We start from the raw sequence: 25,908 nt of genomic DNA on the forward strand, positions 1-25,908 counted from the left end.
ATTGCCGCAATTTCGTGGCAGAGAAGCACGCGACTTCGGAAATATCCGGATTGTGCGGAATATGCCGCCGTTCGGCCTAGGACTTGTCCGGGCCGAAGGCAGCCGCCGGCAGACGAACCGGCATCTGGGGATGCACGACATCGCGCTTCGCCGGCACCGAGGCGTCGACATAGGTCCACGCATCCGAATCAGCGAACAGCGCTTCGACGATCCGCGCGTTCATGAGATGCCCGCCGCGATAGGAGCGGTAGGTGCCCAGAATCGGCGCGCCGGCGAGTGCCAGGTCGCCGACCGCGTCGAGCGTCTTGTGGCGCACGAACTCGTCCGCAAAGCGCAGGCCTTCCGGGTTGATCACCTTGTCCTCGCCGAGCACGACCGTGTTGTCGAGCGAGGAACCAAGCGCCAGACCGCGCGACCAGTAGAACTCGACATCCTTCATGAAGCCGAAGGTACGGGCGCGCGCGAGATCGCGACGGAAGACGTCGGCGTCGAGGTCGACGACGAAGGCCTGGCGGCCGATCAGCGGCGAAGTGAAGTCGATGTCGATCTCAAACCGGCGGCCGTCGAAGGGCAGAAGCTCGGCGAAGGCGCCCTTGTGCTCGATGCGGACGGGCTTCAGGACCTTGACGAAGCGGCGCGGCGCGGCGAGCGCGACCAGCCCGGCCTGGTCGACCAGATCGACGAAAGCGGCGGCGCTGCCGTCCATCATCGGTACTTCGGCCGCGTCGATCTCGACGAGGACGTTGTCGACGCCGAGGCCGTTGAAGGTCGCGAGCAGGTGCTCGATGGTCGAGACCGAGACGCCGTCGAAGGCGACCGTGGTGCAGGAATCCGTCGCATGCAGGCGATCGATTCGCGCCTCGATCGGCTGCGTGTCGCCCGCGTCGATACGGTGGAAGACGATGCCCGTACCAGCTTCGGCCGGGTTGAGGGCCATTGCCACGGGCTTACCGCTATGCACGCCGATACCCGAAACCACAACGCGATCGCGCAACGTGGTCTGGTACATGCCCTGTCGTTTAGCCATCAATTCGCCCCAAGAGAGCTTGTCAAAATCCCCGACTGCTCTGTGGTCCGCCCCGCCGCTGTTCCGACCGACTGATACCCATGGACCAGGTAGGCAGGCCAACAGGGAATCGTCAGATTCGTCAGCATGTTGTGATGGATAGATAGAGCCTCGACCACCCGGTCAACAAATCACTCTTTCTAACCTTCTGTAACGCACCCCCGCGCCCGGAACGAAAGAGGCCCGGCGCTGTTTCCAGAGCCGGGCCTCGAGAGAGCCGATCCGTATCAGTTGGCCTGACGACGGAGGAAGGCCGGGATCTCCAGCTGGTCGTCCTCGCTGCGCGGCATCACGCGGCCGTGCTGGTCGAGCTCCGCCTGACGCGGACGATAGTCCTGCGACTGCTGCGGCGCACGCGGCGGAACCGGCTGCTGCGGAGCGCGCGGCGCGCCGGCCTGGGGCTGGCGCTGCGGCTGCAGCGGAGCGCCCTGCTGCGGGGCGCGCTGCTGCGGCGCCGGCTGCTGGCGGTTCACCTGCGGCGCGGCTTCTTCTTCGCGACGGCCAAGACCTACATTCGCCAGACGGCGGAGCAGGCTCATCGGGCCGCGATCTTCCTCGTGATGCGGCTGGGCTTCGGCGCGCTGGGCCTGCATCTCGCGCTGGGCGACGGCGGGGAAGTCCTCGACGCGCGGCATGCGGGAAGCGGCCGGAGCTTCGGCTGCCGGCGGGATGAAGGGCTGCGGAGCCGGAACATGCTCTTCCCGCACCGGAGCCGGGACCATGTCGAACTCGTGATCGAGCTCGGCCTCGGCGTAGGAAACCGCCGGCGGGGCCATCGGGGCGATGGTGACGCCCGGATCGCGCATAACCGGCTGGGCCGGGGCATGATGCTGGACCGGAGCCTGCTGCGGCACGGCCGGACGGAAGGCCGGAGCCTGCTGGACCGGCGCGGCGGCGCGGGTATCGATCGAGGCCGGACGCGAGGCCTGCGGCGTCTGCGGAGCGGTCGCGGCCTGGGCAGCGGCCTTCATGCGGTTGTGCATGTCCTGCTGCGTGCGATCACCGGGGGAGACCTCGTCCTTGAGGTCCGACTCGATGCCCGTGGCAACGACCGAAACGCGGATGACGCCCTCAAGGCTTTCCTCGAACGTCGCTCCGAGAATGATGTTGGCGTCGGGATCCACTTCCTCGCGGATGCGGGTCGCGGCTTCGTCGACTTCGAACAGGGTCAGGTCGCGGCCGCCGGTGATCGAGATCAGCAGGCCACGCGCGCCGTGCATCGAGGTCTCGTCGAGCAGCGGATTGGCGATCGCCGCCTCGGCGGCCATGATCGCGCGACGGTCGCCCGAGGCTTCGCCCGTGCCCATCATCGCCTTGCCCATCTCGCGCATCACCGAACGGACGTCGGCGAAGTCGAGGTTGATCAGGCCTTCCTTGACCATCAGGTCGGTGATGCAGGCGACGCCCGAGTAGAGCACCTGGTCGGCCATCGCGAAGGCGTCGGCGAAGGTGGTCTTCTCGTTGGCGATCCGGAACAGGTTCTGGTTCGGGATGACGATGAGCGTGTCGACGCTCTCCTGAAGCTCCTGGATGCCAGCCTCGGCGACGCGCATGCGGCGGGCGCCTTCGAACTGGAACGGCTTCGTCACGACGCCGACGGTCAGTATACCGTGCGAGCGGGCCGTGCGGGCGATGACCGGTGCGGCGCCGGTGCCGGTGCCGCCGCCCATGCCGGCGGTGACGAACACCATGTGCGAGCCGGCGAGATGGTCATTGATCTCGTCGATGACCTCCTCGGCGGCAGCGCGGCCGACATCCGGCATCGATCCGGCGCCGAGACCCTCGGTGACGGCGACGCCCATCTGAATCAGGCGTTCGGCGCGAGCCGACATCAGCGCCTGGCTGTCCGTGTTGGCGCAGACGAACTCGACGCCCTCGAGGCCCGAGCGAATCATGTTGTTGACGGCGTTGCCACCCGCGCCGCCGACACCAAAGACCGTGATCTTGGGCTTCAGCTCAGTGATATCCGGCATTTTCAGGTTGATCGTCATGGTGACCTCGTCGTCTTGACCCCTAAGCCGGTGGCGTACCCCGACCATATTTCCATCAAACTGGCGCTGCCCGCCGCGGCCGCGCCCTCTTGCTGCAACTCAGAAACTCTCTCGGAACCAGTGACCGAAGCGGGCGAAATAGCCGCCTGTTCCCGTCATGGCCAATCGATGCCCTCGCATCGCGGATACCTGCTCGATCTGCGCGACCTGCGGATAGATCAGGAGACCTACCGCGGCCGAGAAGGCCGGCCCGCGCGCCGCCTCCGGCAGACCCGTTACGCCGAGCGGACGACCCAGGCGGACATTGCGGGCAAGAATGCGCCGCGCCGCCTCGGTGATGCCCGTCAGCTGGCTGGCGCCGCCCGTCAGGACAATGCGTCGGCCGACCATGGTCTGGAATCCGGAGGCGTTGAGCCGATCACGGACGAGCTCCAGAATTTCTTCGATGCGGGCGCGGATGATCCGCGTCAGCGCCGAGCGCGGGATCTGGTTCGGAAGATCGCGGTCGTCGTCGCCGATCGGCGGGACCGAGAGGATGTCGCGGTCGTCCGACACGCTCGGCAGCGCGCTGCCATGCATGGTCTTCAGCCGCTCGGCATCCTCGATCCGGGTCGAAAGACCGCGGGCGATGTCGGTGGTGACGTGCAGGCCGCCGATGGCGATCGCGTCGGCATGGACGAACTGGCCGTCCATGAAGACCGAGATCGTCGTCGTGCCGCCGCCGAGATCGACGCAGGCGACGCCGAGCTCCGTCTCGTCGTCGACGAGCGCCGAGAGGCCGGAGGCATAGGGCGTCGCGACCATCGCCTCGACGGAGAGATGGCAGCGGCCGATGCAGAGCTCGAGATTGCGCAGCGGCGCGGTCTCGCCGGTGACGACATGCATGTCGACGCCGAGACGCTCGCCCAGCATGCCGCGCGGATCGCGGATGCCGCCATTGCCGTCGATGGCATAACCGATCGGCAGCGAATGGATGACCGAGCGGTCGTCGGTGATCGAATGCTCGCGGCCGGCGGAAAGCACGCGCTTGATATCGGCCTCGACGACCTCGTGGCCGGCGAGCGCGACGCTGGCGGAAAAGGCCTCGCTGGCGAGGCGACCGCAGGAAACGTTGACGATGAGCGACTCGACCGTGCAGCCCGCCATCCGCTCGGCCGCGTCGACCGCCATGCGGATCGCCTGTTCAGCCTTGTCGAGATCGACGACGACGCCCGACTTGATGCCGCGCGAACGCTGGTGGCCAATGCCGAGCACCTCGACCGCATGGGTCCGGCCGGGCAACACGTCGCCGACCTCGCGCGGCTTCAGCCGGGCGATCAGGCAGCAGATCTTCGACGAGCCGATGTCGAGGATCGACACGACCGTGCTCTTCTTGGTGGGCAGCGGGCGCATGCGGCTGTCGGAGGATACAAACAACGACATCAGGTGCTCGCTCCCTTACGCTTGGCGAGCTTCTCGCGTTCCTTGATCAGCGCAGTCCGCCGTTCGGCCGCTTCCGGCGTCAGGCGAACGAACATCTGGTTGCCGAGGCGCAGGTCGATGCTCTGGATATCCTTCGACAGGATGCCATCCTTCTGGTCGAGCGCGGCGATGAGCGAGACGGCCGCCTCGGGCTCGTCCTGCGGCAGCATCAGCGTCACGCCGTTGTCGAGCACGAGGTTCCAGCGCCGTTCCGAGATCAGCACGGCGGCGCGCAGGCGCGAGCGGATCGACGGCGCGGCATCGGCGAGCTTGAGCGCCTCGCCGGCGCGCTTGTCGGCGCCCTGCCCCACCACCCGGATCAGGTCGTAGTGCCCGTCGGAGGCTTCGCTGATGACGCGGCCGGTCTCGTCGATGACCGAGAGCGTCTGGTCGCGCTGCCACAGCACATAGGGCTTGCGCTCCTGGATCGTGATCTTGAGCGTCGCGGGATAGATCTTGCGCAGCGTCGCGTTCTCGACCCAGGGCAGCGTCTCGACGCGTTCGCGCGCGGCTGCGAGATCGAACAGCGCCAGCGACGCCTCGGGCGGCAGCTCCAGGCGGTTCAGGACCGCGATCTCCGACGTCTCGGTCTGGCCGGTGATGCGGACATTGTCGATCGCGAGGCCGGAGGTCGAGCTGATCCAGGTCAGCGTCTCGTCGACACGATCGGCCGAGACGATGCCGGCGATGCCGGTGGCGGCGAAAAGCAGCGCCGTGCCCTTCAGGCCGGCATGACGAGGCACCTGCCAGTTGGCCCGGGAGAGCGCGCGGATCCGCCGGCGCAGCCAGAGCCTGAAGCCCGAGGCCACATCCGCAGCCGGCGCATCATTCGCCGTTTCCTTGGTCGATCTCGGGCTTATCTGCCGCAAGATGCGTCCTCCACCATCCAACTAACCAGAGCCGGAAAATCCATTCCGGCATGTCGCGCCATATCCGGGACCAGCGACGTCGCCGTCATGCCCGGCTGGGTGTTCACTTCGAGGCAGACGAGCTCCCCCGTACCGTCCGGGCGATCGTCATATCGGAAGTCGGCACGGCTGATGCCGCGACATCCGAGAGCCCGATGCGCCCGTACCGCTAGATTCTGTATACTTTGGTAAATATTTGGTGAAAGCGGCGCCGGAATTACGTGGCGGGCACCATGGTCGGAATATTTGGAATCATAGTCGTACCAGCCACCATCGGCCATCACGAGCTCAATGATATCAAAGGCTTCGTCGCCCTTGACACCGCAGGTGAGCTCCCGTCCGCCGACGTAACGCTCGACCATGACGGTCTCGCCATAGGCCCAGTCATCCGCAAATAATTGCTGAGGCGGGTTAATCGCGCCCTCGCGGACGATCAGCACGCCGAAGCTCGACCCCTCCGCCACCGGCTTGACGACATAGGGCGGCTCCATCGGATGGGCGCGGGCGGCCTCCAGGCGATGGACGAGCAGCGACTCGGCGACCGGAATGCCGGCGGCCTTCATCACGTCCTTGGCGCGCGCCTTGTTCATGGCGAGCGCCGAAGCGAGCACGCCGGAATGCGTATAGGGAATGCCGAGGATCTCGAGCACGCCCTGGATCGAGCCATCCTCGCCGAACGGACCATGGAGCGCGTTGAGGGCGACGTCCGGCTTCAGCTTCGCCAGCACCTCGGCGATGTCGCGCTGCACGTCGACGCGCGTAACCCGGTAGCCAGCCTGCTCCAATGCGTCGGCGCAGCCGTTCCCCGAATTGAGCGACACCGGACGCTCGCTGGACCACCCGCCCATGAGGACGGCGACATGCTTCGCCAAAACGCTTTCCTTCCAACCGAATCGGATTCGGTCGGAATATCTACGAAAATTGGTAAAGAAGCGTTAACCAAACCGCCTCGCGGGCCGCAAAAAAATTCTTCGAGTCCGGGCCGTCTTTTCGGGCGCGGAAACCGAGCTGGCCCAACGCCCGATTTTGGCGGAAATGCTGGATTTTTCCGACCGATCGGTCGCGCCGGCCGGTGCAGAAAGCTGTCGAAAAAACGCCTCCGCAAGGACGACTTGCCGCACAAAAAAAGCACCCCGGCCGAGCTTGGCCGGGGTGCTTCGTTAACGGTTCGGAAAGGCCCGGCAATCGCCGGATGCAGCCCTCGGAAAGAGGACTCGCGGAACGTGCCGTCAGACGGTCGGCGCCACGGCCTCGAGCTCGGCCGGCAGCGCATAGGCCCAGTTGGTGATCGAGCCGGCGCCGAGGCAGACGACATAGTCGCCGGGCTTGGCGATGGCGGCGATCTCGGGGGCGAGCGCCTGCGGGCCGAGCAGGACGCGCGCATCGCGATGGCCGCGCACCTTCAGCCCGTCGACGAGATGATCGCTGTCGATGCCCTCGATCGGGCTCTCGCCCGCCGCGTAGACGGGGGCGACGAACACGGTGTCGGCGTCGTTGAAGCAGGTGCAGAAGCCGTCGAAGAGATCGCGCAGGCGGGTGTAGCGGTGCGGCTGGACGACGGCGATGACGCGTCCCTTGGTCGAGGCGCGCGCCGCCTTCAGCACCGCGGCGATCTCGACCGGATGGTGGCCGTAATCGTCGAACACCTCGACGCCATTCCAGGAGCCGGTACGGGTGAAGCGCCGCTTGACGCCGCCGAAGGCCGCGAGCCCCTTGCGGATCGCCTCGTCGGAAATGCCGAGATGATGGGCGATGGCGATCGCGCCGGTGGCGTTCTGCACATTGTGCTCGCCCGGCATCGGCAGCACGAGGTCGACCAGCTCAGACGTCTCGCCGGTCACGCGGTCGCGGATGCTGGCGGTGAAGATGGAGACGCCACCCTCGTTGCGCAGATTGCTGTAGCGGATGTCGGCCTGCGGGTTGGCGCCATAGGTGATGATGCGCCGGTCCTCGATCTTGCCGATCAGCGACTGCACCTCGGGATGATCGAGGCACATGACGGCGAAGCCGTAGAACGGGATGTTCTCGATGAACTGCTTGTAGGCGTCGCGCGCCTTGTCGAAGCTGCCGTAGTGATCGAGATGCTCGGGATCGATGTTGGTGACGAGCGCCACGTCGGCCGGCAGCTTGACGAAGGTGCCGTCGCTCTCGTCCGCCTCGACGACGACCCAGTCGCTGGCGCCCATGCGGGCGTTGGTGCCGTAGGCGTTGATGATGCCGCCATTGATGACGGTGGGGTCGAAGCCGCCGGCGTCGAGCAACGCCGCCACCATCGAGGTGGTCGTGGTCTTGCCGTGCGTGCCGGCGATGGCGATGGCGCTCTTCAGGCGCATCAGCTCGGCCAGCATCTCGGCGCGGCGGACGACGGGAAGGAGCCGCTCGCGCGCCGCCTTCAGCTCCGGATTGTTCGCCTTGATGGCCGAGGAGACGACGACGACGCGGGCGTCGTTGAGATTGGCGGCGTCATGGCCGATCGCGATCGTGGCGCCCTTCGCCTTCAGGCGCTGGACATTGGCGTTCTCGGACGCGTCCGAGCCCTGCACGCGATAGCCGAGATTGACCAGCACCTCGGCAATGCCGCTCATGCCGATACCGCCAATGCCGACGAAATGAACGGGACCAATGTCCCGGGGCATCTTCATGTTCAGACTCCGGTAGATGCGCCAGACCGCCCGCCACCGGCTACGCGCTCGACCAGATCGGCCAGGCGTTCAACGGCATCGGGGCGTCCGACTGATTTCGCTGAGGCCGCCGCCCGGGCGAGACGCCCCGGCTCGGCCAGAAAGGCCGTCAGTTCGCGCGCCAGGCGGTCGGCTGTCAACTCGGCCTGCGGCACGACCCATCCGCCGCCCACCTTGGCGAGCACGAGCGCGTTGGCGCTCTGGTCCTGATCGATGGCGCCGGGCAACGGCACCATGATCGCCGGACGGCCGATCACGGCCAGTTCGCAGACGGTCGACGCGCCGGAGCGCGAGATGACGAGATGGCTATTCGCGATGCGCGCCGGCATGTCCTGGAAGAACGGCGCCAGCTCCGCCTGGACGCCGAGCCTGTCATAGGCGGCGCGGACACGCTCCAGATCTTCCGGGCGGCATTGCTGCGTGATGACGAGCCGCGCGCGCGAGCCGGCGTCGAGCTTTTCCAGCGCGTCAGGCAGGAGATCGGAGAAGAAGCGGGCGCCCTGGCTGCCGCCGAAGATGACGAGCCGGAGCGGTCCCCCCTCTGGCAGCGCCGGATAGGCGATTGTGCTGGCGTCGATCACCGCATGGCGGACGGGATTGCCGGTCTGGACCACCTTGCCGCCGGCGGCATTCGCATGGCCGACTTCCGGGAACGAGGTCGCCACCGCGCTGACGCGCGACGCCAGGAGGCGGTTGGCGCGGCCGAGCACGGCGTTGGCGTCATGCGCCACGGTCGGGATGCCGAGATGGACAGCCGCGAGCAAAGGCGGCACGGTCGGATAGCCGCCAAAGCCGACGACGGCGCTGGGCCGCACCCGCTTCAGCATCGCCTTCGACTGGCGATAGCCCTGCCAGAGCTTCCAGGCGGCGGAGACCAGAGCGGTCGGCGACTTCACCGACGGCGTCGCCGAGCGGATGATGTGCGTCTCGTCGGCGGGGAAATTCTGGCCGTAGGTCTCGGCGCGATGGTCGGTGGCGAGATGCACCGACCATCCCCGCGCCTTCAGGACGAAAGCCAGCGCCTCGGCCGGGAACAGATGCCCGCCCGTTCCGCCGGCACAAAGCAGGATGGTCTTTTCCATGGCCTCACGCAGCCTTGGGACCGGCCGTCGCGAAACGGCTGAACCCGGATGTCAGACGCGCCGGCTCGAAGCGGCGACGGGTCAAAGCGAGCACCAGCCCCATCTGGAAGGCGATCGCCAGCATCGACGAGCCGCCATAGGAGATGAACGGCAGCGTCATGCCCTTGGCCGGCATCAGGTTCAAATTCACCGCCATGTTGATGACCGACTGGACGCCGAACAGCACCATGAGGCCCGACGAGGCGAGGCGAACGAACGCGTCCTCGTTCTTCAGGCTGTGGCTCAGGCCGCGCACGACGACGAAGCCGAACATCAGCACCAGGCCCATGCAGAGGATGATGCCGAACTCTTCCGCGGCGACCGCGAAGATGAAGTCGGTATGGCTGTCCGGCAGGATGCGCTTGACGACGCCCTCGCCGGGGCCGCGGCCGAACCAGCCGCCATGGACGATCGAATTCAGCGCCGTGTCGACCTGGAACGTATCGCCGGCGCCCGGATCGAGGAAGCGGTTGATACGGCCTGCGAAGTGCGGAAACACCGTGTAGGCGGCAACAATGCCGACGGCGGCGAGGCCGGCGAGCCCGACGATCCAGAACCAGGAAAGCCCCGCCATGAAGAACACCGCCGACCAGGCGATGACGACGAGCATGGTCTGACCGAGATCGGGCTGCGCCACCAGCAGCGCCGCGACGATGGCGAGAAGCAGCATCGCGAAGATGTTGCCGGGAATGTCGTTGCGGCGCGAATTCTCGGTGAAGAGCCAGGCCGAGAGCACCAGGAAGGCCGGCTTGATGAATTCGGACGGCTGCAGCGAGAAGCCGAGCACGTTGATCCAGCGGCGGGCGCCCTTCACTTCCTGACCGACGAAGAGGGTCAGGAACATCAGCACGATCGAGATCGAGAACACGATCAGCGCGGTGCGGCGCACATTGCGCGGCGACAGGAACGAGGTGGCGATCATGATGATGATCGTCGGCACCATGAACATGACGTGGCGTTCGACGAAGTGGAAGCTGTCGAGCCCGATGCGCTCGGCGACCGGCGGACTGCCGGCGAGCGACAGCACGACGCCGCAGATCATCAGCCCGAGCAGGCCAAACAGCAGATATTTGTCGACGGTCCACCACCACTCGGCGAAGACACTGCGATCGGCCCTGCTGACCATCACTTCACCTCAACGACGGGTTCCGCGCTCGCAAGCGCCTGGACGAGGCCGCGGAAATGATCGCCGCGGATCTCGAAATTTCGATACTGGTCATAGGAAGCGCAGGCGGGCGACAGCAGCACCACCGGCTCGCTCGCGCCATCGGCGGCCGCGTCCCGCGCTGCCGCGGCGACCGCCGCGTCCATCGTGCCCGCCATCACCGTGTCGACCTTGCCGGCGAGCGTCGCGGCGAACTCTTCCGCGGCCGCGCCGATCAGATACGCCCTGGCGATCTTCGGGAAATAGGGTTCGAGGCTGGTGATGCCGCCGGTCTTGGCCTTGCCGCCGGCGATCCAGTAGATGCGGTCGAAGCTCGACAGCGCCTTCTCGGCCGCGTCGGCATTGGTCGCCTTCGAGTCGTTGACGAACAGCACCTTGCCGATCCGCGCCACCTCTTCCATGCGGTGGGCGAGGCCCGGAAAGCTCTTCAGCCCCTCCAGGATGACCGGCTCGGAAATGCCGATGATGCGCGCGGCCGCGATCGCGGCGGCGGCGTTCTGCGCATTGTGCCGGCCACGGAGCGAGCCGATGCCCTTCAAATCGACCACTTCGCGAGCGGTGGCGTCCTCGACCTCGAAGACGTGGCCGCGATCGGCGTAATAGCCGTTGGCGACGGGACGACGGACCGAGATCCGCTCGACCGGCGTGCCGCGCTGGTCGAGATCCGAGGCGATGGTGGCGCACCATTCGTCGTCGATGCCGACGACGGCCGTCCCCGCCCCGTTGACGAGGCGCGCCTTGATGGCGGCGTAGCGCGCCATGGTGTCGTGCCGGTCGAGGTGATCCTCGGTCAGGTTGAGCAGCACGCCGACGGTCGGGTCGATAGTCGGCGCCAGATCGATCTGGAACGACGAGCACTCGACGATTTGGATGCGGCCGCTGTCCGGCGGATCGAGCGACAGGATCGCCGTGCCGATATTGCCGCCGAGCTGGACGTCCCAGCCATCGGTGCGGAAGAGATGCGCGATCAGCGCCGTCGTCGTCGACTTGCCGTTGGTGCCGGTAATGGCGATGAAGGGCGCGTCCGGGGCGATCGCCCGCCGCTCGCGGCAGAAGAGCTCGATATCGCCGATGATCTCGACGCTGGCAGCCCTGGCGAGTTCGACCGTCCAGTGCGGCACCGGATGGGTCAGCGGCACGCCCGGCGACAGCACGAGCGCGTCGACGCCGGCGAAATCCAGCGCCTTCAGGTCGCCGGTCGGAATTCCGGCGGCATTCGCCTTCGCCACCGAATCCGGATTGTCGTCCCACGCCACGACCGTCGCGCCGCCGGTGACGAGTGCCTCAGCCGTGACGAGACCGCTGCCGCCCAGTCCGAAGACCGCGACCGACTTGCCGGCGAAGGAGGTGATCGGCGTCATGGACGGCTACCGGATCTTCAGGCTGGAGAGACCGATCAGGGCGAGGACGACCGCGATGATCCAGAAGCGGATCACGACCTGCGGCTCGGTCCAGCCGAGATGTTCGAAATGGTGGTGGATCGGCGCCATCTTGAAGACGCGCTTGCCGGTCAGCTTGAACGAGACGACCTGGATGATCACCGAGACGGCTTCGAGCACGAACAGGCCGCCGACGATGGCGAGCACGATCTCGTGCTTGGTGGCGACGGCGATGGCGCCGAGCATGCCACCGAGCGCCAGCGAGCCGGTGTCGCCCATGAAGATCGCCGCCGGCGGGGCGTTGAACCAGAGGAAGCCGAGGCCGGCGCCGAGCATCGCGCCGCAGAGGACGGCGAGCTCGCCCGTGCCCGGCACGAAATGGATCTGCAGATATTCGGCGAAGATCGCGTTGCCCGAGAGGTAGGCCATGACGCCGAACGAGGCGGTGGCGACCATGACGGGCACGATCGCGAGGCCGTCGAGGCCGTCGGTCAGGTTCACCGCATTGCCGGCGCCGACGATGACGAAGGCGCCGAAGGGAATGAAGAACCAGCCGAGATCGAGGACGAAGGCCTTGATGAAGGGGAAGGTCAGCGCGTTCGACAGCGGCCCGGTCGACAGATGCGAGATCGCGATGCAGGCGATCGCGGCGATGGCGAACTCGACGGCGAGACGCGAGCGGCCGGAGAAACCCTTGTGGCTCTGCTTGGTGACCTTCAGGTAGTCGTCATAGAAGCCGATCAGGCCGAAGCCGACCGTGACGCCGAGCACCGTCCAGACATAGAAGCTTGAGAGATTGGCCCAGAGCAGCGTCGAGACGATCAGGCCGGACAGGATCATCAGGCCGCCCATGGTGGGCGTGCCCTTCTTGGTGACCAGGTGGCTCTGCGGACCATCCTCGCGGATCGGCTGGCCCTTGCCCTGCTTGACCTTCAGCGCCCGGATGATGGCGGGACCGAACAGGAAGACGAAGATCAGCGCGGTCATCGTCGCGCCGCCCACCCGGAAGGTGATGTAGCGGAAGACGTTGAGCCCCGAGAATTGCGCGGAGAGATCCCCCAGCAGGTACAGCATCAGACGGGTCCTTCAGTGGCGGGATCGCCTTGGAGGGGCGTCGGCGCGTAGCGGGATTTCAGGGCATCGACGATCGGCGCCATGCGGCTGCCATTCGAGCCCTTGACCATCACGACATCGCCGGCGGCAATCTCATCGAGAAGAATCGGCTCGAGTTCGTTTGCAGTTTCGGAATAATGGCCCCGCAGGGCCGGCGGCAAGACCTCCCAGAGGGCCTGCATCGACGGACCGGCGAGAAAGACGCGGTCGACGCCGGCGGCGATCAGCGGCTCGACCAGCTCCGCATGCAGCCGCAGCGTGTCCTCGCCGAGTTCCAGCATGTCGCCGAGAACCGCGATGCGCTGGCCGTCCCCATCCGTCTGGGCTTGCGCCAGCACAGCGAACGCCGCGCGCATCGAAACCGGGCTCGCATTGTAGCTTTCGTCAATCAGCGTCGCGAAGCCGCCGCCGATGGCGAGTTCGTGCCGGGCGCCCCGCCCCTTCGCCGCCGAGACGCCGGAGAGCGCGATCGAGGCGCGGACGACGTCGCCGCCGAGCTGGGCGACCGCCAGCAGCACGGCGAGCGCGTTCTGCACCAGATGCCGTCCCGGCGCGCCGATCGTGAACGAGATTTCCTGGTCGAGGATGCGGGCGCCGACATGCGAGAGCGTCGACTGCATGTCGAGCGCCTCGAGCCGCGCATCGGCATCGCGGCCGGTGCCGAACGACAGCACCTGATTGACGCCGGCGTCCATGGCGAGCAGCGCCAGCCGCTCGAACTGCGGGATGTCGCCGTTCAGGATGACGCTGCCGCCGGGCACGACGCCGGAGAAGATCTCGGCCTTCGCCCGGGTGATGCCGTCGACGCCGTCGGGGAAGAATTCGAGATGCACGGGCTCGATCGTCGTGACTATGGCGACATGCGGGCGGACCTGCGCCACCAGCGGCGTGATCTCGCCGGCGTGGTTCATGCCGATCTCGAACACGGCGAACTCGGCGTCGAGCGGCATCCGCGAAAGCGTCAGCGGCACGCCCCAATGATTGTTGAACGAGGCCGGCGAGTAATGCGTCGGCGCCTCGGCCGCCAGAACATGCGCCAGCATCTCCTTCGTCGACGTCTTGCCGACGCTGCCGGTGACGGCGGCGATGCGGGCCGAGGAGCGGGCGCGCGAGGCATGGGCGAGATGCTGGAGCGCTTCCAGCACGTCGGAGACGACGACGAGCGGGATCGTCATCCGGCCGAGCCCGGCGAGATTGTCCTCGGAGACGACGGCGACGGTCGCGCCATGCGCGGTGGCGCTGCCGACGAAGCGGTGCCCGTCGAACCGGTCGCCGCGAATGGCGAAGAAGACGTCGCCCGGCTGGACCGTGCGGCTATCGATCGAGATGCCGGTAACGGCGGGACCGACGCTGGTCGGCCGGCCCTTCATGCCGTTGACGAGGTCGTCGAACGTCCAGAGTGGATTGCTCATGCCTGTGCCTCCGCGGCGAGCGCCGCCGCGACGACCTCATGGTCGGAGAAGGGCAGCACGACGCCATTGACGATCTGGCCAGTCTCATGCCCCTTGCCGGCGATACAGAGCACATCGCCCTCGCCCAGCATGGAGATCGCTTCGACGATCGCCGTCTTGCGGTCGCCGATCTCGATGGCGTTCACCGCGCCGGCCAGGATCTCGGCCCGGATGCGGGCGGGATCTTCCGAGCGCGGATTGTCGTCGGTGACGATGACGACGTCGGCATTGCGGGTCGCGGCCTCGCCCATCAGCGGGCGCTTGCCGGCGTCGCGGTCGCCGCCGGCGCCGAAGACGACGAAGAGCCGCTTGCGCGTCATCGGGCGCAGCGCGCCGAGCGCGTGGTCGAGCGCGTCCGGCTTGTGGGCGTAGTCGATGAAGACGAGGGCCCCCTTGTCGGTGACGCCGACGCGTTCGAGCCGCCCCGGCGCGCCGACGAGGCCGCCGAGCGCCTGGATCGCGGTCGCGGGGTCGATTCCCGCGCCGATCGCAAGGCCGGCGGCAACCAGCGCATTGGAGATCTGGAAACCGCCGGCGAGCGGCAGGCGGACATCCATCGGCGTCCCGAACACTTCCAGCGACAGGGCTTGGCTGTAGAGGTCGGGCACCGCCTTGATCAGGCGGATGGCGCGCCCCGCCTTGCCGATGTCGATGAGGCGCTGGCCGCGCCGCCGCGCGACGGCGATCACCGCCTCGGCATAGGGCCCATCGGCATCGACGACGGCGCTCTGGCCTTCCGGCAGCAGGCGGCCGAACAGCTTCAGCTTGGCTTCGAGATAGTGCTCGACCGTCGGATGGTAATCCATGTGGTCGCGGCCGAGATTGGTGAAGGCGGCGGCGGTGAGGCGCACGCCGTCGAGCCGGTGCTGGTCGAGGCCGTGGCTCGACGCTTCGAGCGCGGCGTGGGTGACGCCCTGCCGCGCGAGCTTGTCGAGGATCTGGTGCAACTGGATCGGGTCGGGCGTGGTCAGGCTGCCATAGTCGGAGCCGTCCGGCGACACGACGCCGATGGTGCCGATCGAGGCGGCCTTCTTGCCGGCCTTCTCGAAGATCTGGCGGACGAAGGCCGCGACGGAGGTCTTGCCGCTGGTGCCGGTCACGGCGACCAGCTGTTCCGGCTGAAGCGGATAGAAGCGCGATGCGATCAACGCCAGCGCCAGGCGGGGGTCGGCGGCGCGCAGCACCGGCACGCCGAGATCGGCCGGCAGATCGGTGTCGGCCCCGGCCAGGATCGCGGCCGCGCCGCGCTTAACCGCTTCGGGCGCGAACCGGCCGCCATCGGCCGCAACACCCTTGAGCGCCGCGAACAAAAATCCCGGCCCGACCGCGCGGCTGTCCGCCGTCAGTCCGGAAATCTCGATCGCGCCCTCTTCCGACGCGATCGAAAAATCGTTCGAAGCTAGATCACCAAGCCGCATTCTCGGATCGAATCCTCTTGATCTCAACGTTTAGGGTCAGACCCCGAGGACCGCTCTTCGATCCTCAATACGACACAAGCATGGCATCCGGGTGGCTTTCGTTCTCGGTCCGGGGCTGAACGCCCAGAATCGCGGCGGCGCGACGGATGACGTTGGAGCTGACATTGGCGGCGTTCCAGGCCGCGAGCGCCGGCAGGCCGGGCTTCTCGGGCTTCGGATCGTCGATCGAGATCAGCATCACATATTCCGGGTTATCCATCGGGAAGGCCGACAGGAAGGAGTTGAGGTAGTGCCCCTCGACATAGCGCCCGTTGACGATCTTCTCGGCCGTGCCGGTCTTGCCGCCGACGACATAGCCGGCGACGTCGGCGTTGCGGCCGGATCCCTTGACGGCGTTGAAGCGGAACAGCCAGCGCATCTCGTCGCTGGTCTTCTTGGAGATCATCTGCGTCGAGTCGGCCATCGCGTCTTCCGGCGTGCGCGGGAAGAAGGTGGGCGAGAACAGATGGCCGCCATTGACGAGCGCGGCATCGGCCATCGCGGCCTGCATCGGCGTGACGGCGATGCCGTGGCCGAAGGAGACGGTGAGCTGCGTCGCCTGGCTCCAGCGCTTCGGAACCTGCGGCGTCGCGACCTCGGGCAGGTCCGTCTTCAGCCGGGTCGAGAGGCCGAACTTCTTCAGATAGGCCTGCTGCTCTTCCTGGCCGACGGCGAGCGCCATCTTGGCGGTGCCGATGTTCGACGAATACTGGAAGATCTCCGGCACGGTCAGGAAGCGCGCCTTGGCGTGGAAGTCGCGGATCGTGTTGCGGCCGACGCGGATCGGGAAACGCGCGTCGATGCTGTCGCTCATCTTCACGCGGCCGGAATCGAGCGCCATCGCGAAGGTGAAGCTCTTGAACACCGAGCCGAGTTCGAAGGTGCCGGCGGTCAGGCGGTTGAGACGATCGGGCTTGTTGGCGTCGACCGGATTGTTCGGGTCGAAATCGGGCAAGGACGCCATCGCCATGACCTCGCCGGTCTTGGCGTTGAGGATCACGCCCATGGCGGCGACCGACTGGTAGCGCTGCATGGCGCCGACCAGCTCGTCGCGCAGGATGTGCTGGACGCGAAGGTCGATCGAGAGCCGCACCGGCTGCAGATCGGCGCCCTTGGTGGCGAAGCCGGCGCCGTGCAGGTCGCCGAGACCGCGCTCGTCGATCGCCTTCTCGATGCCGGCGATGCCCTGGTTGTCGATGTTGACGAGGCCGACGATATGCGCGGCGGCCGGGCCGCCCGGATAGAAGCGCCGGTTCTCGGTCAGGAAGCCGACGCCGGGAATGCCGAGATTGTGCAGTTCGGACTGCTGCTTCGGCGTGATCTCGCGCTTGACCCAGACGAAGCCGGCATTGGTCGAGAGCCGCTTGCGCAGCTGGTCGGCGTCGATGTCGGGCAGCACGCTGGTGATGAGCTCGGCCGCCTCATCCGGATCGACGATCTTGTTCGGCTCGGCGAAGAGCGACGACGTCTTGATGTCGGTGGCGAGGATTTCACCATTGCGGTCGACGATGTTCGGCCGCGCGCTCGCGACCGACGAGGAGGCGCTGCCGCGCGCGCCGGCCGCCGCCTGCTCGCTCATGCCGAGCATGACGAGCCGGCCGCCGATCACGCCATAGACCAGCATGAACACCATCATCGTCAGCCCGATGCGGCTGCGCGTCTGGTCATGCTTGGCCTTGCTCGCCCCCTTCAGCGCGACATGGCGCGCGCCATTGGCGGGGCTGAACATGTTGGGACGGTCGGTGAGCGTCATCGTCATGGCTGTGCTCCCGTATAACGGGGCCTGGCGGGGGGAATGGGCTTGGCCTGGGAAAGAGCCTTGGCCACGGGCAGCGGCTTGGTGACGCCGCTGGTGATGATCCCGTCGATGGAGGCGGACGGCACCTGGATCGGCTTGTCCGGCACTTCGTCCAGCGACGCGAGCTGACGGACGTCAAGCGCCTTCAGGTGCAGATAATCGCCGTAGCGCTCGACCAGGCCCTGCAGCCTGGCCGGCTGGTCGAGCACGCTCCATTCGGCCCGAAGCACCGTCATCGCTTCCTTCTCGCGGGCGATGTCGCGGCGCAACTCCATGACGTGATCGGCGGCGCGGCCGGCGCGATCCTTCATGGCGTAGGTCAGCACGGCGCCGGCGACCATCAAAGCAACCCAGATGACATTGAGTGCCCGGAGCATTACGACCTCGCCGCTTTGAATTCTGGGAGCGCTGGGACGCCAGCCGCCTCGGCATCGAACGGACGCGACGGCGCCTCGGTGCGAATGCCGGCGCGAAGCTTGGCCGAGCGGGCGCGCGGATTGCGCGCGGTCTCGGCATCGCCCGCCACGACCGCGCCCTTGACCGCCAGCGTGAAGGTCGGCGTCGCCACGGTGCGTTCCGGCAGATGGCGCGAGCCGCCCGCCCTCACCTCGCTGCGATCGGCGAGGAAGCGCTTGACAATGCGATCCTCGAGCGAATGGAACGAAACGATCACCAGCCGTCCGCCCGGCTTCAGCACGCGCTCGGCGGCGACGAGCGCCCGGCCGAGCTCGTCGAGCTCCTGGTTGACGTAGATCCGGAGCGCCTGGAACGTGCGGGTCGCGGGATGGATCGGGTCGGTCGGCTTCTTGCCGACGACGCGCTCGACGAGGCCGGCGAGCTCGCTGGTGCGCAGATACGGCTTGGCGACACGGTCCTGGGTGATGGCGCGGGCGACGGCGCCAGCGCGGCGCTCCTCGCCGAGCACCGAGATGATGCGGGCGAGATCGCGCGCCTCCATCGTGTTGACCACATCGGCGGCGCTCGGCCCTTCCTGGCTCATGCGCATGTCGAGCGGGCCGTCGAAACGGAACGAGAAGCCGCGTTCGGCCTCGTCGAGCTGCATCGACGAAACGCCGATGTCGAGCACCACGCCGTCGACCGTCTCGTGGCCGAGCGAGGCCGCGATCGCGTCGAGATCGCCGAAGCGGCCGTGGGCGAGCTGCAGCCGGCCGCCATATTCGGCAACGATTGCCTGACCGTCAGCGATCGCATTGGGATCGCGATCGATGCCGATGACATTCGCGCCGGCGTCGAGGATGGCACGGCTGTAGCCGCCGAGGCCGAAGGTGCCGTCAATAACCACGCCGCCCGGCGCGGGCGCGAGATAGCGCAGGACCTCGTCGAGGAGGACGGGAACGTGACGGTCGGCGCCGCCCTGCGATGCGCCGGCGATCATTCCGTCCCTCCCGAGGCGCGCGAGCCGGAGCCCAGGCGACGCCGCAATTCGCGAACGCGGTTCTTCGCCTCGTCGCGATAGGCGACGAACCGTTCCGGTTCCCAGATCTGAAACTTGTAGCCCTGCCCCACGAAGGTCACCGTGTCGCGGATGCCGGCATGGGCCTTGATCGCCTCCGAGAGCGCCACGCGCCCTTCCGGATCGACCTTCAGCACCTCGCTCTCGCCGATCAGCGTCGTCGAGAGAAACTCGTGATCCTCGGAGAACGGCTCGAACAGCGTCAGGCTGGCGCGGATCTGCGTCACGAGGCGATTGCCCCCCGCGTCGACCGCGTTCTGGTCCAGCGTCGGACAGCAATAGAGCCCTTCGAAACCATCGCGCACGAGCACGGAGCGAAACGAGGCGGGAATCGACACCCGCCCTTTCGAGTCCAGCTTGTTGGTGAAGGTTGAAACGAATTCGTCCATCACCCCTCGCGCTGGCGCCCCTTTCGAAAATGGCCATTGACGATCCGCCCGCGTGCCGAGCCTGGAAAACACTCAAAGGACGCAGACTGGAAACAACACCCCGGCGTACCGCACCGCTCCACGGATCGACCTGAATGTGTCGACCGCAGCGCCCTCGAACCGGGATGATTTGGGATAACATGGGTGCGTATGGGCGTCAATGGAATCGGCCCCCACGACAGGCGGGTGCCCAGACGCCAATCACACCTCGTTAGCCTTAATTTTCCGTAGCTTTTTCAAGGAAAGGCGCCAGAAAACCGGCACCGGCCAACCGCGCCGCTGCGACAAGTCGAACGCGGCGGGAGATGGGGGCAAGGCGGCAAGCGAGGACAGGCCGGGACGAACGGCATCGTGCCGGGCCATCCGGTGGGAGCGCCGCCCATGGCTGGCCCATGGCGCTGATGGCAGCAGGAGGGCGCGCTTTCTCTCGAACCTGCCGCAGGACGGGAGGTGGCCGCCTTGGCTTCACCTCACCCTGAGGGAGCGGTGACGGGGAGCGTAGCCGCCTTTCAGGCGGTTGCCAGGGCGCCGGGTGCGTTCAGAACAAGGGGAATCTTGCCTCGCAACCCTGCCCCACGCTCGCCGTCATCCCGGCCTCCGAGCCGGGATCCAATTCCGCCGGGTTGCTGGCCGCGCGGGCTCCCGAGCTTGCGTCGGCATGGATCCCGGCTCGGAGGCCGGGATGACGGCGGAGGGTGGCACGGTCCGAGCCGCGTATCGATGGCATCTGAGCCTCGAAACCGCCGCGGCGCCCGCGAGCGGGCCCGGAACTCGCGTGATCCGAAAAAAGGGGGAAGATTTGCCAGCCGGCCTGTAAGCCGGGTTCTGTAGGGCGGCGGCGAACCGCCGCGTGACGACCATTCATCTGGGACGCCCGTTACCGGACGCCTCTCGCGACCAACCCGGGCGACGGACCTGGAAACAGGCTGGGCTTGCGCCCGTGTCGCCCCTATTCGGTCTTGCTCCCGGTGGGGTTTACCGTGCCGTTCCCATTGCTGGGACCGCGGTGGGCTCTTACCCCACCCTTTCACCCTTACCCGTGGCGCGAACGCCCGGGCGGTTTGCTTTCTGTGGCACTTTCCCTGGGGTCGCCCCCGCCGGGCGTTACCCGGCACCGTGTTTCCATGGAGCCCGGACTTTCCTCCCCTGCGACCTTTCGGTCTTGCAGCAGCGGTCGTCCGGCCGACTGGCACTGCGGGGCTTACGAGGGCGACGGGTGCGGGTCAAGTACGCGAAACAGAAACTCTTGAAACCGCACCCGATCATGTTGGCCCGACGCTCGCGGCCGACTGCCGGCCAGGGGGAGCGCCGGCCAAACCGGCATTCGAACTAGTTCGAGGCGATGATCTGCTGGACCTTGCCGCAATAGCGCAGCGGCCCCTTGGTCATGCGCGTGGCGCCATGGCCACCATTGTACTTCAGGATCGTGCCGCACAGGTCGCCGCCGGCGAGCTTGCGGGCCTGGCCGAGATACATCATGCCGTAGCGGATGTTGGTGTCGGGATCGTAGAGGCCCTTGGCGCTGCCCTTGTATCCCATGCCGCGCGCCGTCTGCAGCTTGACCTGCATCAGGCCGATCTCGCCGGCGTTGCCGGTCATGTTGGGCTTGTAGTTGCTCTCGACCGTGACAACGGCATGCGCCAGCGACAGGGGGACGTTGTTGGCGCTGGCGTAATCCTTGATCATCGTGTCGAACCGGCTGCGCTCGGCAGCGGCGACGCGGATATCGTTCGACTTCAACAGCCGGCCTGACTGGGCGGAGGCAGGCGAGATGGCGAAGCTGCTGGTGGCAACCAGCGCGGCCATGGCGAGTACGCAGAACTTCTTCATACCTGGGGGTGAACTCTCATCATTGAAGATGGGAGCTTCTCTCGCCGCCCAAGAGTCCCGAAATGGGGCACCTGAACTAAAATCAGATTACAGGCTTTAACATTCCGTGATCGCCACGCGAACCGGTCAAATTGCTTTGCCGGTTTAGCGGTTTACCCCTTCCGCAACGGCATTTTCGCCCTTGTCGGCGAGGGCCCGGCCCAGCCGATGCAGGGTCGCGATCGTCGAGGAATCGGCGATTCCATCGACCCGCTCGGGGCGGAAATGACGCTGGAACGCGGTCACCACCTGCTCCGTCGCCAGATCGTAAACACCTGTGATCTGAATGGGATATCCGTAGAGCGCGAGCATGGCCTGCAGCGCCTCGATCGGCGCGCCGCTTTCACCCGCGCTAAAAAAACGACCGCCCCGAATCGGCTCCGGCTCGACGAAATGGCCTACCCCAGCGGCGGCAAGGCGCGACCAGGGAAACTTCTCGCCGGGGTCGCGTTTGCGGGCCGGCGCAACGTCCGAGTGAGCAAGGATTCGTTCCGGACGAATGCCGTGACGAGCGCAAATGTCGCAGGCAAGCGCGATCACCGCTTCGATCTGAACGTCCGGAAAATCGGGATAGCCATGGTCGTGGCCCAGATTGGCGATCTCGATTCCGATCGATCGGGAGTTGATATCGTCCTTGCCGTGCCACGAAGAGACGCCGGCATGCCACGCCCGATCCGCCTCGGCGACGAGCTGGGTGATCGTCCCGTCCTCGGCCACGACATAGTGGCAGGAGACCTGCGAGGCCGGGTCGCAGAGCAGGTCGATCGCCGCCTCGGCGGTCTTCATGTCGGTATAGTGCAGGATGAGGATATCCACCGGCGCGCCGTCCGCGCGGGGACCGAAATTCGGCGAGGGCCGCCAGGCCACATTGGGCAGAGCCGCGTCAGGCAATCGTTTCTCCATGATCGGAAAGCCCGCGTCGCGCGGCCCTACCCCATTCTATCTCAGGCAAACGCCCGCTCGCGGCGGATGCGGTCATAGGCGCCGTTCAGCGCCGCGAGCTTGGCGGTGGCGATGGCAAGGAACTCCGCCGGCACGCCGCGCGCGATCAGCCGGTCGGGATGCGTCTCCGCGACGATCCGCCGGTAATGCCGCTTGACGTCGTCGTTCGAGGCGCCGCGATCGATGCCGAGGATGAGATAGGGATCGCCCTCCTCCGGCACGACATGGCGGCTGCTGATGCGGGCGAAGGCCGCCTCGGGGATGCCGAAGATCGACGCCACGCTGTCGAGGAAGGCCATCTCGTCCTGATGCACCATGCCGTCGGCCTTGGCGATGTGGAACAGGCCGTCGATGATGTCCTCGAACACCGGCGAGCCGGGATCGAACAGGCTGGCGAGTTTTCGCGCATAGGCGTCGAAGCCGGCGACGTCCTGCTTGGCGAGGTTGAACAGCCGCGCCACGTTCTGGCGCTCGTTCGGCGGAATCTCGAAGAGTTCCTCGAACGCCGCCACCTCGCGAGGCGTCACGACGCCGTCGGCCTTCGCCATTTTCGCCGAGAGGGCGATCATCGAGACGGAGAAAGCCACCTGCCGCCGGTTCTCGGGCGTGCCGAGCAAAGCCGTGCGCACAGCTTCAATGAGACCGTCCAGCGCCTGACCGATGGTGCAGGTGCAGGGCAGTTGCCGGATGAAATCGCCGAGTCGTTGCCAGATTGTCATCGACAGAGAATAGGCGAGCCGGCCGTTCGAGGCGAGAGTCCAGGGTGTCGCGCTGGCATGCGTCTAGCGAATGGCTTGCCCTCCGCCGAAGCGACCGCGAAAGCGCCCTACTCGATTTCCAGCAGGCTGACCTTGCGCGCGACGGAGACGGCGAGGCTGCGGCGGCCGACGCCGAGCTTGGCATAGAGGTTCTTCAGGTGGAACTTGACCGTCGCCTCGGTCAGGCCGAGATCGCGGGCGATTTCCTTGTTTGTCGCATCGCGCGCCAGAAATTCCAGCACCTCCGCCTCGCGCACGCTGAGAAGCTCCGTGCCGAGGCGCGGCTGCGCCGCCTTGACCTGGTGGAAGGCGCCGGCGATGCGGCTGACGAACTCGGCCGTCTTCGGGCTGAAGGTGGAGAGGCCGAAGCGGCGGACGATGCCGCGCACCGCCTGCGACAGCGGCCTTCCCTCGTCCAGGAAGATCTGCAGGCAGTCCTGCGGCCGCGCCAGCGCGATCGAGCGCTGCAGCGCCGCCAGCGCATCCTCCATCCGCCCCGCCGCCCAATAGGCCTCGATCGCGACGACCGTGCCGGCGAGCAGGTGCCAGCCATGCTCCGCCTCCGTCGCGTCGGCGATCAGGTGCTCCGTCCGGCGCACGGCGGCGTCCGCCGCGCCGGTGCGGGCGAGCAGCCGCGCCGAGACGACGGCCGCGTCGCTCCATTCGCGCCAGGTCGGCCACGCGGCCGCGTCTTCGAGATCCGGCATGGCGGCGATGAGCTGGCCGGCGGATTCCACCAGCCCTGCCCGCGTCAGGAGCTCGGCCCGCAGGATGGCGACGGCGAGGCGGAGGCGCTGCAGGTCGCGCTCGATCGCCACTTCCTCGGCGCGGTCCAGCACGCCCTGCGCCGCCTCGATGCCGACGAGCCCCATCTGCGCCCGCGCCTGCGTGCCGAAGCCGCGCACGAACAGGTCCACCCAGCCCTCGCCACGCGCGAGATAGGGCAGATCCTCGGTCATCATCTTCGCCGCGGCGGCGACCTCGGATTGCTGGTAGAGCGCCTCGGCCAGCGGCAGGTGGACGATGGCCAGCAGGCGGCGGTCGCTCCATTGCGTGCGCTGGGTCAGTTCCTCCGCCTCGCGCGCCAGGAGCAGCGCCGCCGACGGCCGCCCCATCAGCATCGTCACCAGCGCCAGGTGGATGATCATGAAGATCTGCGCATAGGCCGCCCGCTCCTCGCGGTAGCAGGCGAGCGAGCGCAGCGCATTGGTGCGCGCCTTGTCGAGATCGCCGCGCCTTGTGTGCACGATGCAGAGATGGTTGTAGACCCAGCCGCGCTCCCACGTGTCCTTGGGCCCGAAGCGGCCGAGCAGCCGGTCGAGCTCCTTCAGCTGCGCATCGTCGAGGCCGCAATCCTCGTAGATGTCGATCATGCCCTCGATGTGCTCGTAGTCGAGCTCGGATTGCGGCCCGCTGTCGTCGAGGGCTTCGATCTCGCCGGATTCGCGCAGATCATCGATGATCTCGCGCGCCGAGCGGATGCGGCCGCGCTTCGCCAGCACCAGCGCGTAGATCAGCTTCAGGCTCGGCGAGCGGTAGATGTCGGCGGCGGGGATGTTCTCGATCAGCCGCTCCAGCACCGTGTGGCCGGCGCGCAGGAAGATGTTGACGCCGCCGGCCTGGCGGATCGTCTCGGCGGCGAGCGCGAAATCACCGGCGAGCGAGGCGTGGGTTACCGCCTTTTCGAGATGGTCGCGCGCCGCGAACCAGGTCGCGGCGCGGGAATGCAGGCCGAGGACGCGCTCGGAAGGGTGCAATTGCAGCTGCGAGGCGAAGGTGGCGCGCAGCACCGGATGCAGCCGGAACCAGCCCGGCCGCTGGTCGACGGGCACGATGATCGGCGCGAAATCCTCGAGATCGCGCACCGAGCGCTGCTCCACCGCGACGCCGGCGAGATGCGAGGCGAGATCGAGCGGGAAATCGGCGAGGATGGAGCAGACCGTCAGCGCCTCGCGCATGTCAGGCGGGATGCGCGGCACGATCTCCTCCAGCACGAAATCGCGCAGGATCCGGTGCGTGCCGGCGACGATCTCGGCCCGCTCGCGCGGATCCTCCGTGCCGGAAAGCAGCGGCACGGCGAGCTGCACCAGCGCCGGCCAGCCGCCCGTCAGCTCCGCGAAGGCGTCGAACTCCGCCGCCGACAGCCGCTTGCCGACGAGCCGCCGCATCTCGGTGCGGGTGAAGGCGAGCTCGCCCGAAAGCAGCTCCGTCAGGAAGCCGCGCAGGCGGAAGCGCGACAGCGGGATCTCCGGCCGGCTGCCGGAGGCGATCACGACCCGCACATTGTCCGGCAGATGCCGGAAGAAGGCGGAGCAGCAGGCGAGGAACGCCTCGCCGCCGGCGGTCTGGAACTCGTCGAGGAAGAGAACGACGCGCTCGCCGCATTCGGCGATCCGTTCGAGCAGGCGCTGCGTCTCGACCACCGGATCGTCGGCGCGGACCGCTGCCGGCCGCAGCGCAAACGCCGCGGCGACGCCATCGAGAAAGACGAAGGGGTCGGCGTCGGCCGCCGAGACGGAGAGCCAGCCGAAGCAGTCGCCGGGCTCCCGCACGCCCTCGAACGAGCTCGCCAGCAGCTCGGTCTTGCCGAAGCCCGGCGGCGCCTGCAGGACGACGATCTGGCCGGCGATGCCCTGCCGGATGCGGTCGGTGAGGAAGGGTCTCGGCATGGCGTCGCCGAGACGTCGCGGCACATGGGTGCGCCGCCGCGCCTCGGCAGAGAGTTTGACGACAGTCAGTACCGTCATGGGATTCGCAACAGGGTGCTTTCCATCTCGAAGACAGAGCCTCGCCCCAACTGGAATCCGAATATAGCGGCGCTTTTGCGATGCACTAGGGCCGATGCA

At 67.2% G+C, this 25,908-nt stretch carries 20 protein-coding genes and 1 other RNA gene; all 21 read right to left on the minus strand.

Annotated elements, in window-relative coordinates; translation table 11 throughout:
- Positions 1–76: 76 nt before the first annotated feature.
- Positions 77–1,027 (minus strand): UDP-3-O-acyl-N-acetylglucosamine deacetylase, encoded by a 951-nt coding sequence (lpxC, locus tag K32_RS15095; RefSeq protein WP_244669527.1) that lies wholly within the window; start codon positions 1,025–1,027, stop codon positions 77–79.
- 266 nt (positions 1,028–1,293) lie between these two features.
- Entirely contained in the window at positions 1,294–3,057 is a 1,764-nt protein-coding gene (gene ftsZ, locus K32_RS15100; protein ID WP_201400312.1) for a cell division protein FtsZ, read from the minus strand.
- 99 nt (positions 3,058–3,156) lie between these two features.
- Entirely contained in the window at positions 3,157–4,449 is a 1,293-nt protein-coding gene (ftsA, locus tag K32_RS15105; RefSeq protein ID WP_371813041.1) for a cell division protein FtsA, read from the minus strand.
- A gap of 29 nt (positions 4,450–4,478) precedes the next feature.
- The gene (locus tag K32_RS15110) at positions 4,479–5,387 is read right to left on the minus strand and encodes a cell division protein FtsQ/DivIB (RefSeq protein ID WP_201400314.1); all 909 of its coding nucleotides are present in this window, start codon (positions 5,385–5,387) and stop codon (positions 4,479–4,481) included.
- Positions 5,375–6,274 carry a D-alanine--D-alanine ligase gene (locus K32_RS15115; RefSeq protein ID WP_244669994.1) on the minus strand — a complete coding sequence of 300 codons (900 nt, stop codon included), beginning with the start codon at positions 6,272–6,274 and terminating at the stop codon, positions 5,375–5,377. Before K32_RS15115 ends, K32_RS15110 begins: the two co-directional genes overlap by 13 nt.
- A gap of 381 nt (positions 6,275–6,655) precedes the next feature.
- Positions 6,656–8,068: a UDP-N-acetylmuramate--L-alanine ligase gene (gene murC, locus K32_RS15120; protein WP_201400316.1), complete on the minus strand. Its 1,413-nt coding sequence runs from the start codon at positions 8,066–8,068 to the stop codon at positions 6,656–6,658.
- A 2-nt stretch (positions 8,069–8,070) separates the two neighbouring features.
- Positions 8,071–9,189, minus strand: a complete 1,119-nt coding sequence (gene murG / locus K32_RS15125; protein WP_201400317.1) for an undecaprenyldiphospho-muramoylpentapeptide beta-N-acetylglucosaminyltransferase — start codon at positions 9,187–9,189, stop codon at positions 8,071–8,073.
- Between the two features lie 4 nt (positions 9,190–9,193).
- Positions 9,194–10,354 carry a putative lipid II flippase FtsW gene (ftsW, locus tag K32_RS15130; protein WP_201400318.1) on the minus strand — a complete coding sequence of 387 codons (1,161 nt, stop codon included), beginning with the start codon at positions 10,352–10,354 and terminating at the stop codon, positions 9,194–9,196.
- A complete protein-coding gene (gene murD, locus K32_RS15135; protein WP_201400319.1) occupies positions 10,354–11,754 on the minus strand; it encodes a UDP-N-acetylmuramoyl-L-alanine--D-glutamate ligase in 1,401 nt (466 codons plus the stop codon). Before murD ends, ftsW begins: the two co-directional genes overlap by 1 nt.
- A gap of 6 nt (positions 11,755–11,760) precedes the next feature.
- The gene (gene mraY, locus K32_RS15140) at positions 11,761–12,846 is read right to left on the minus strand and encodes a phospho-N-acetylmuramoyl-pentapeptide-transferase (protein WP_201400320.1); all 1,086 of its coding nucleotides are present in this window, start codon (positions 12,844–12,846) and stop codon (positions 11,761–11,763) included.
- Positions 12,846–14,297: a UDP-N-acetylmuramoylalanyl-D-glutamyl-2,6-diaminopimelate--D-alanyl-D-alanine ligase gene (locus K32_RS15145; RefSeq protein ID WP_201400321.1), complete on the minus strand. Its 1,452-nt coding sequence runs from the start codon at positions 14,295–14,297 to the stop codon at positions 12,846–12,848. Before K32_RS15145 ends, mraY begins: the two co-directional genes overlap by 1 nt.
- Complete coding sequence (locus K32_RS15150) at positions 14,294–15,754, minus strand: UDP-N-acetylmuramoyl-L-alanyl-D-glutamate--2,6-diaminopimelate ligase (RefSeq protein ID WP_201400322.1); 1,461 nt, start codon at positions 15,752–15,754, stop codon at positions 14,294–14,296. The genes K32_RS15145 and K32_RS15150 overlap by 4 nt, the downstream gene beginning before the upstream one ends.
- 64 nt (positions 15,755–15,818) lie before the next feature.
- The gene (locus tag K32_RS15155; protein ID WP_201400323.1) at positions 15,819–17,552 is read right to left on the minus strand and encodes a penicillin-binding protein 2; all 1,734 of its coding nucleotides are present in this window, start codon (positions 17,550–17,552) and stop codon (positions 15,819–15,821) included.
- Positions 17,549–17,968: a hypothetical protein gene (locus K32_RS15160; RefSeq protein WP_201400324.1), complete on the minus strand. Its 420-nt coding sequence runs from the start codon at positions 17,966–17,968 to the stop codon at positions 17,549–17,551. Before K32_RS15160 ends, K32_RS15155 begins: the two co-directional genes overlap by 4 nt.
- Positions 17,968–18,987, minus strand: coding sequence for a 16S rRNA (cytosine(1402)-N(4))-methyltransferase RsmH (gene rsmH / locus K32_RS15165; protein ID WP_201400325.1), 1,020 nt, complete (start codon positions 18,985–18,987; stop codon positions 17,968–17,970). Before rsmH ends, K32_RS15160 begins: the two co-directional genes overlap by 1 nt.
- The gene (locus K32_RS15170; protein ID WP_201400326.1) at positions 18,984–19,454 is read right to left on the minus strand and encodes a division/cell wall cluster transcriptional repressor MraZ; all 471 of its coding nucleotides are present in this window, start codon (positions 19,452–19,454) and stop codon (positions 18,984–18,986) included. Before K32_RS15170 ends, rsmH begins: the two co-directional genes overlap by 4 nt.
- Before the next feature lie 837 nt (positions 19,455–20,291).
- An RNA gene (rnpB, locus tag K32_RS15175) (RNase P RNA component class A) lies at positions 20,292–20,683 on the minus strand.
- Positions 20,684–20,822: 139 nt separating this feature from the next.
- Positions 20,823–21,323: a lytic transglycosylase domain-containing protein gene (locus K32_RS15180; RefSeq protein WP_201400327.1), complete on the minus strand. Its 501-nt coding sequence runs from the start codon at positions 21,321–21,323 to the stop codon at positions 20,823–20,825.
- A 144-nt stretch (positions 21,324–21,467) separates the two neighbouring features.
- Complete coding sequence (locus K32_RS15185; protein ID WP_244669529.1) at positions 21,468–22,253, minus strand: N-acetylmuramoyl-L-alanine amidase; 786 nt, start codon at positions 22,251–22,253, stop codon at positions 21,468–21,470.
- A gap of 53 nt (positions 22,254–22,306) precedes the next feature.
- A complete protein-coding gene (locus K32_RS15190) occupies positions 22,307–23,023 on the minus strand; it encodes a DnaJ family molecular chaperone (protein WP_201400329.1) in 717 nt (238 codons plus the stop codon).
- 107 nt (positions 23,024–23,130) lie between these two features.
- Positions 23,131–25,809, minus strand: a complete 2,679-nt coding sequence (locus K32_RS15195) for a LuxR C-terminal-related transcriptional regulator (protein ID WP_201400330.1) — start codon at positions 25,807–25,809, stop codon at positions 23,131–23,133.
- Between the last annotated feature and the right edge of the window lie 99 nt (positions 25,810–25,908).

Origin of the sequence: Kaistia sp. 32K (assembly GCF_016629525.1) — a bacterium.
GTDB lineage: Bacteria > Pseudomonadota > Alphaproteobacteria > Rhizobiales > Kaistiaceae > Kaistia.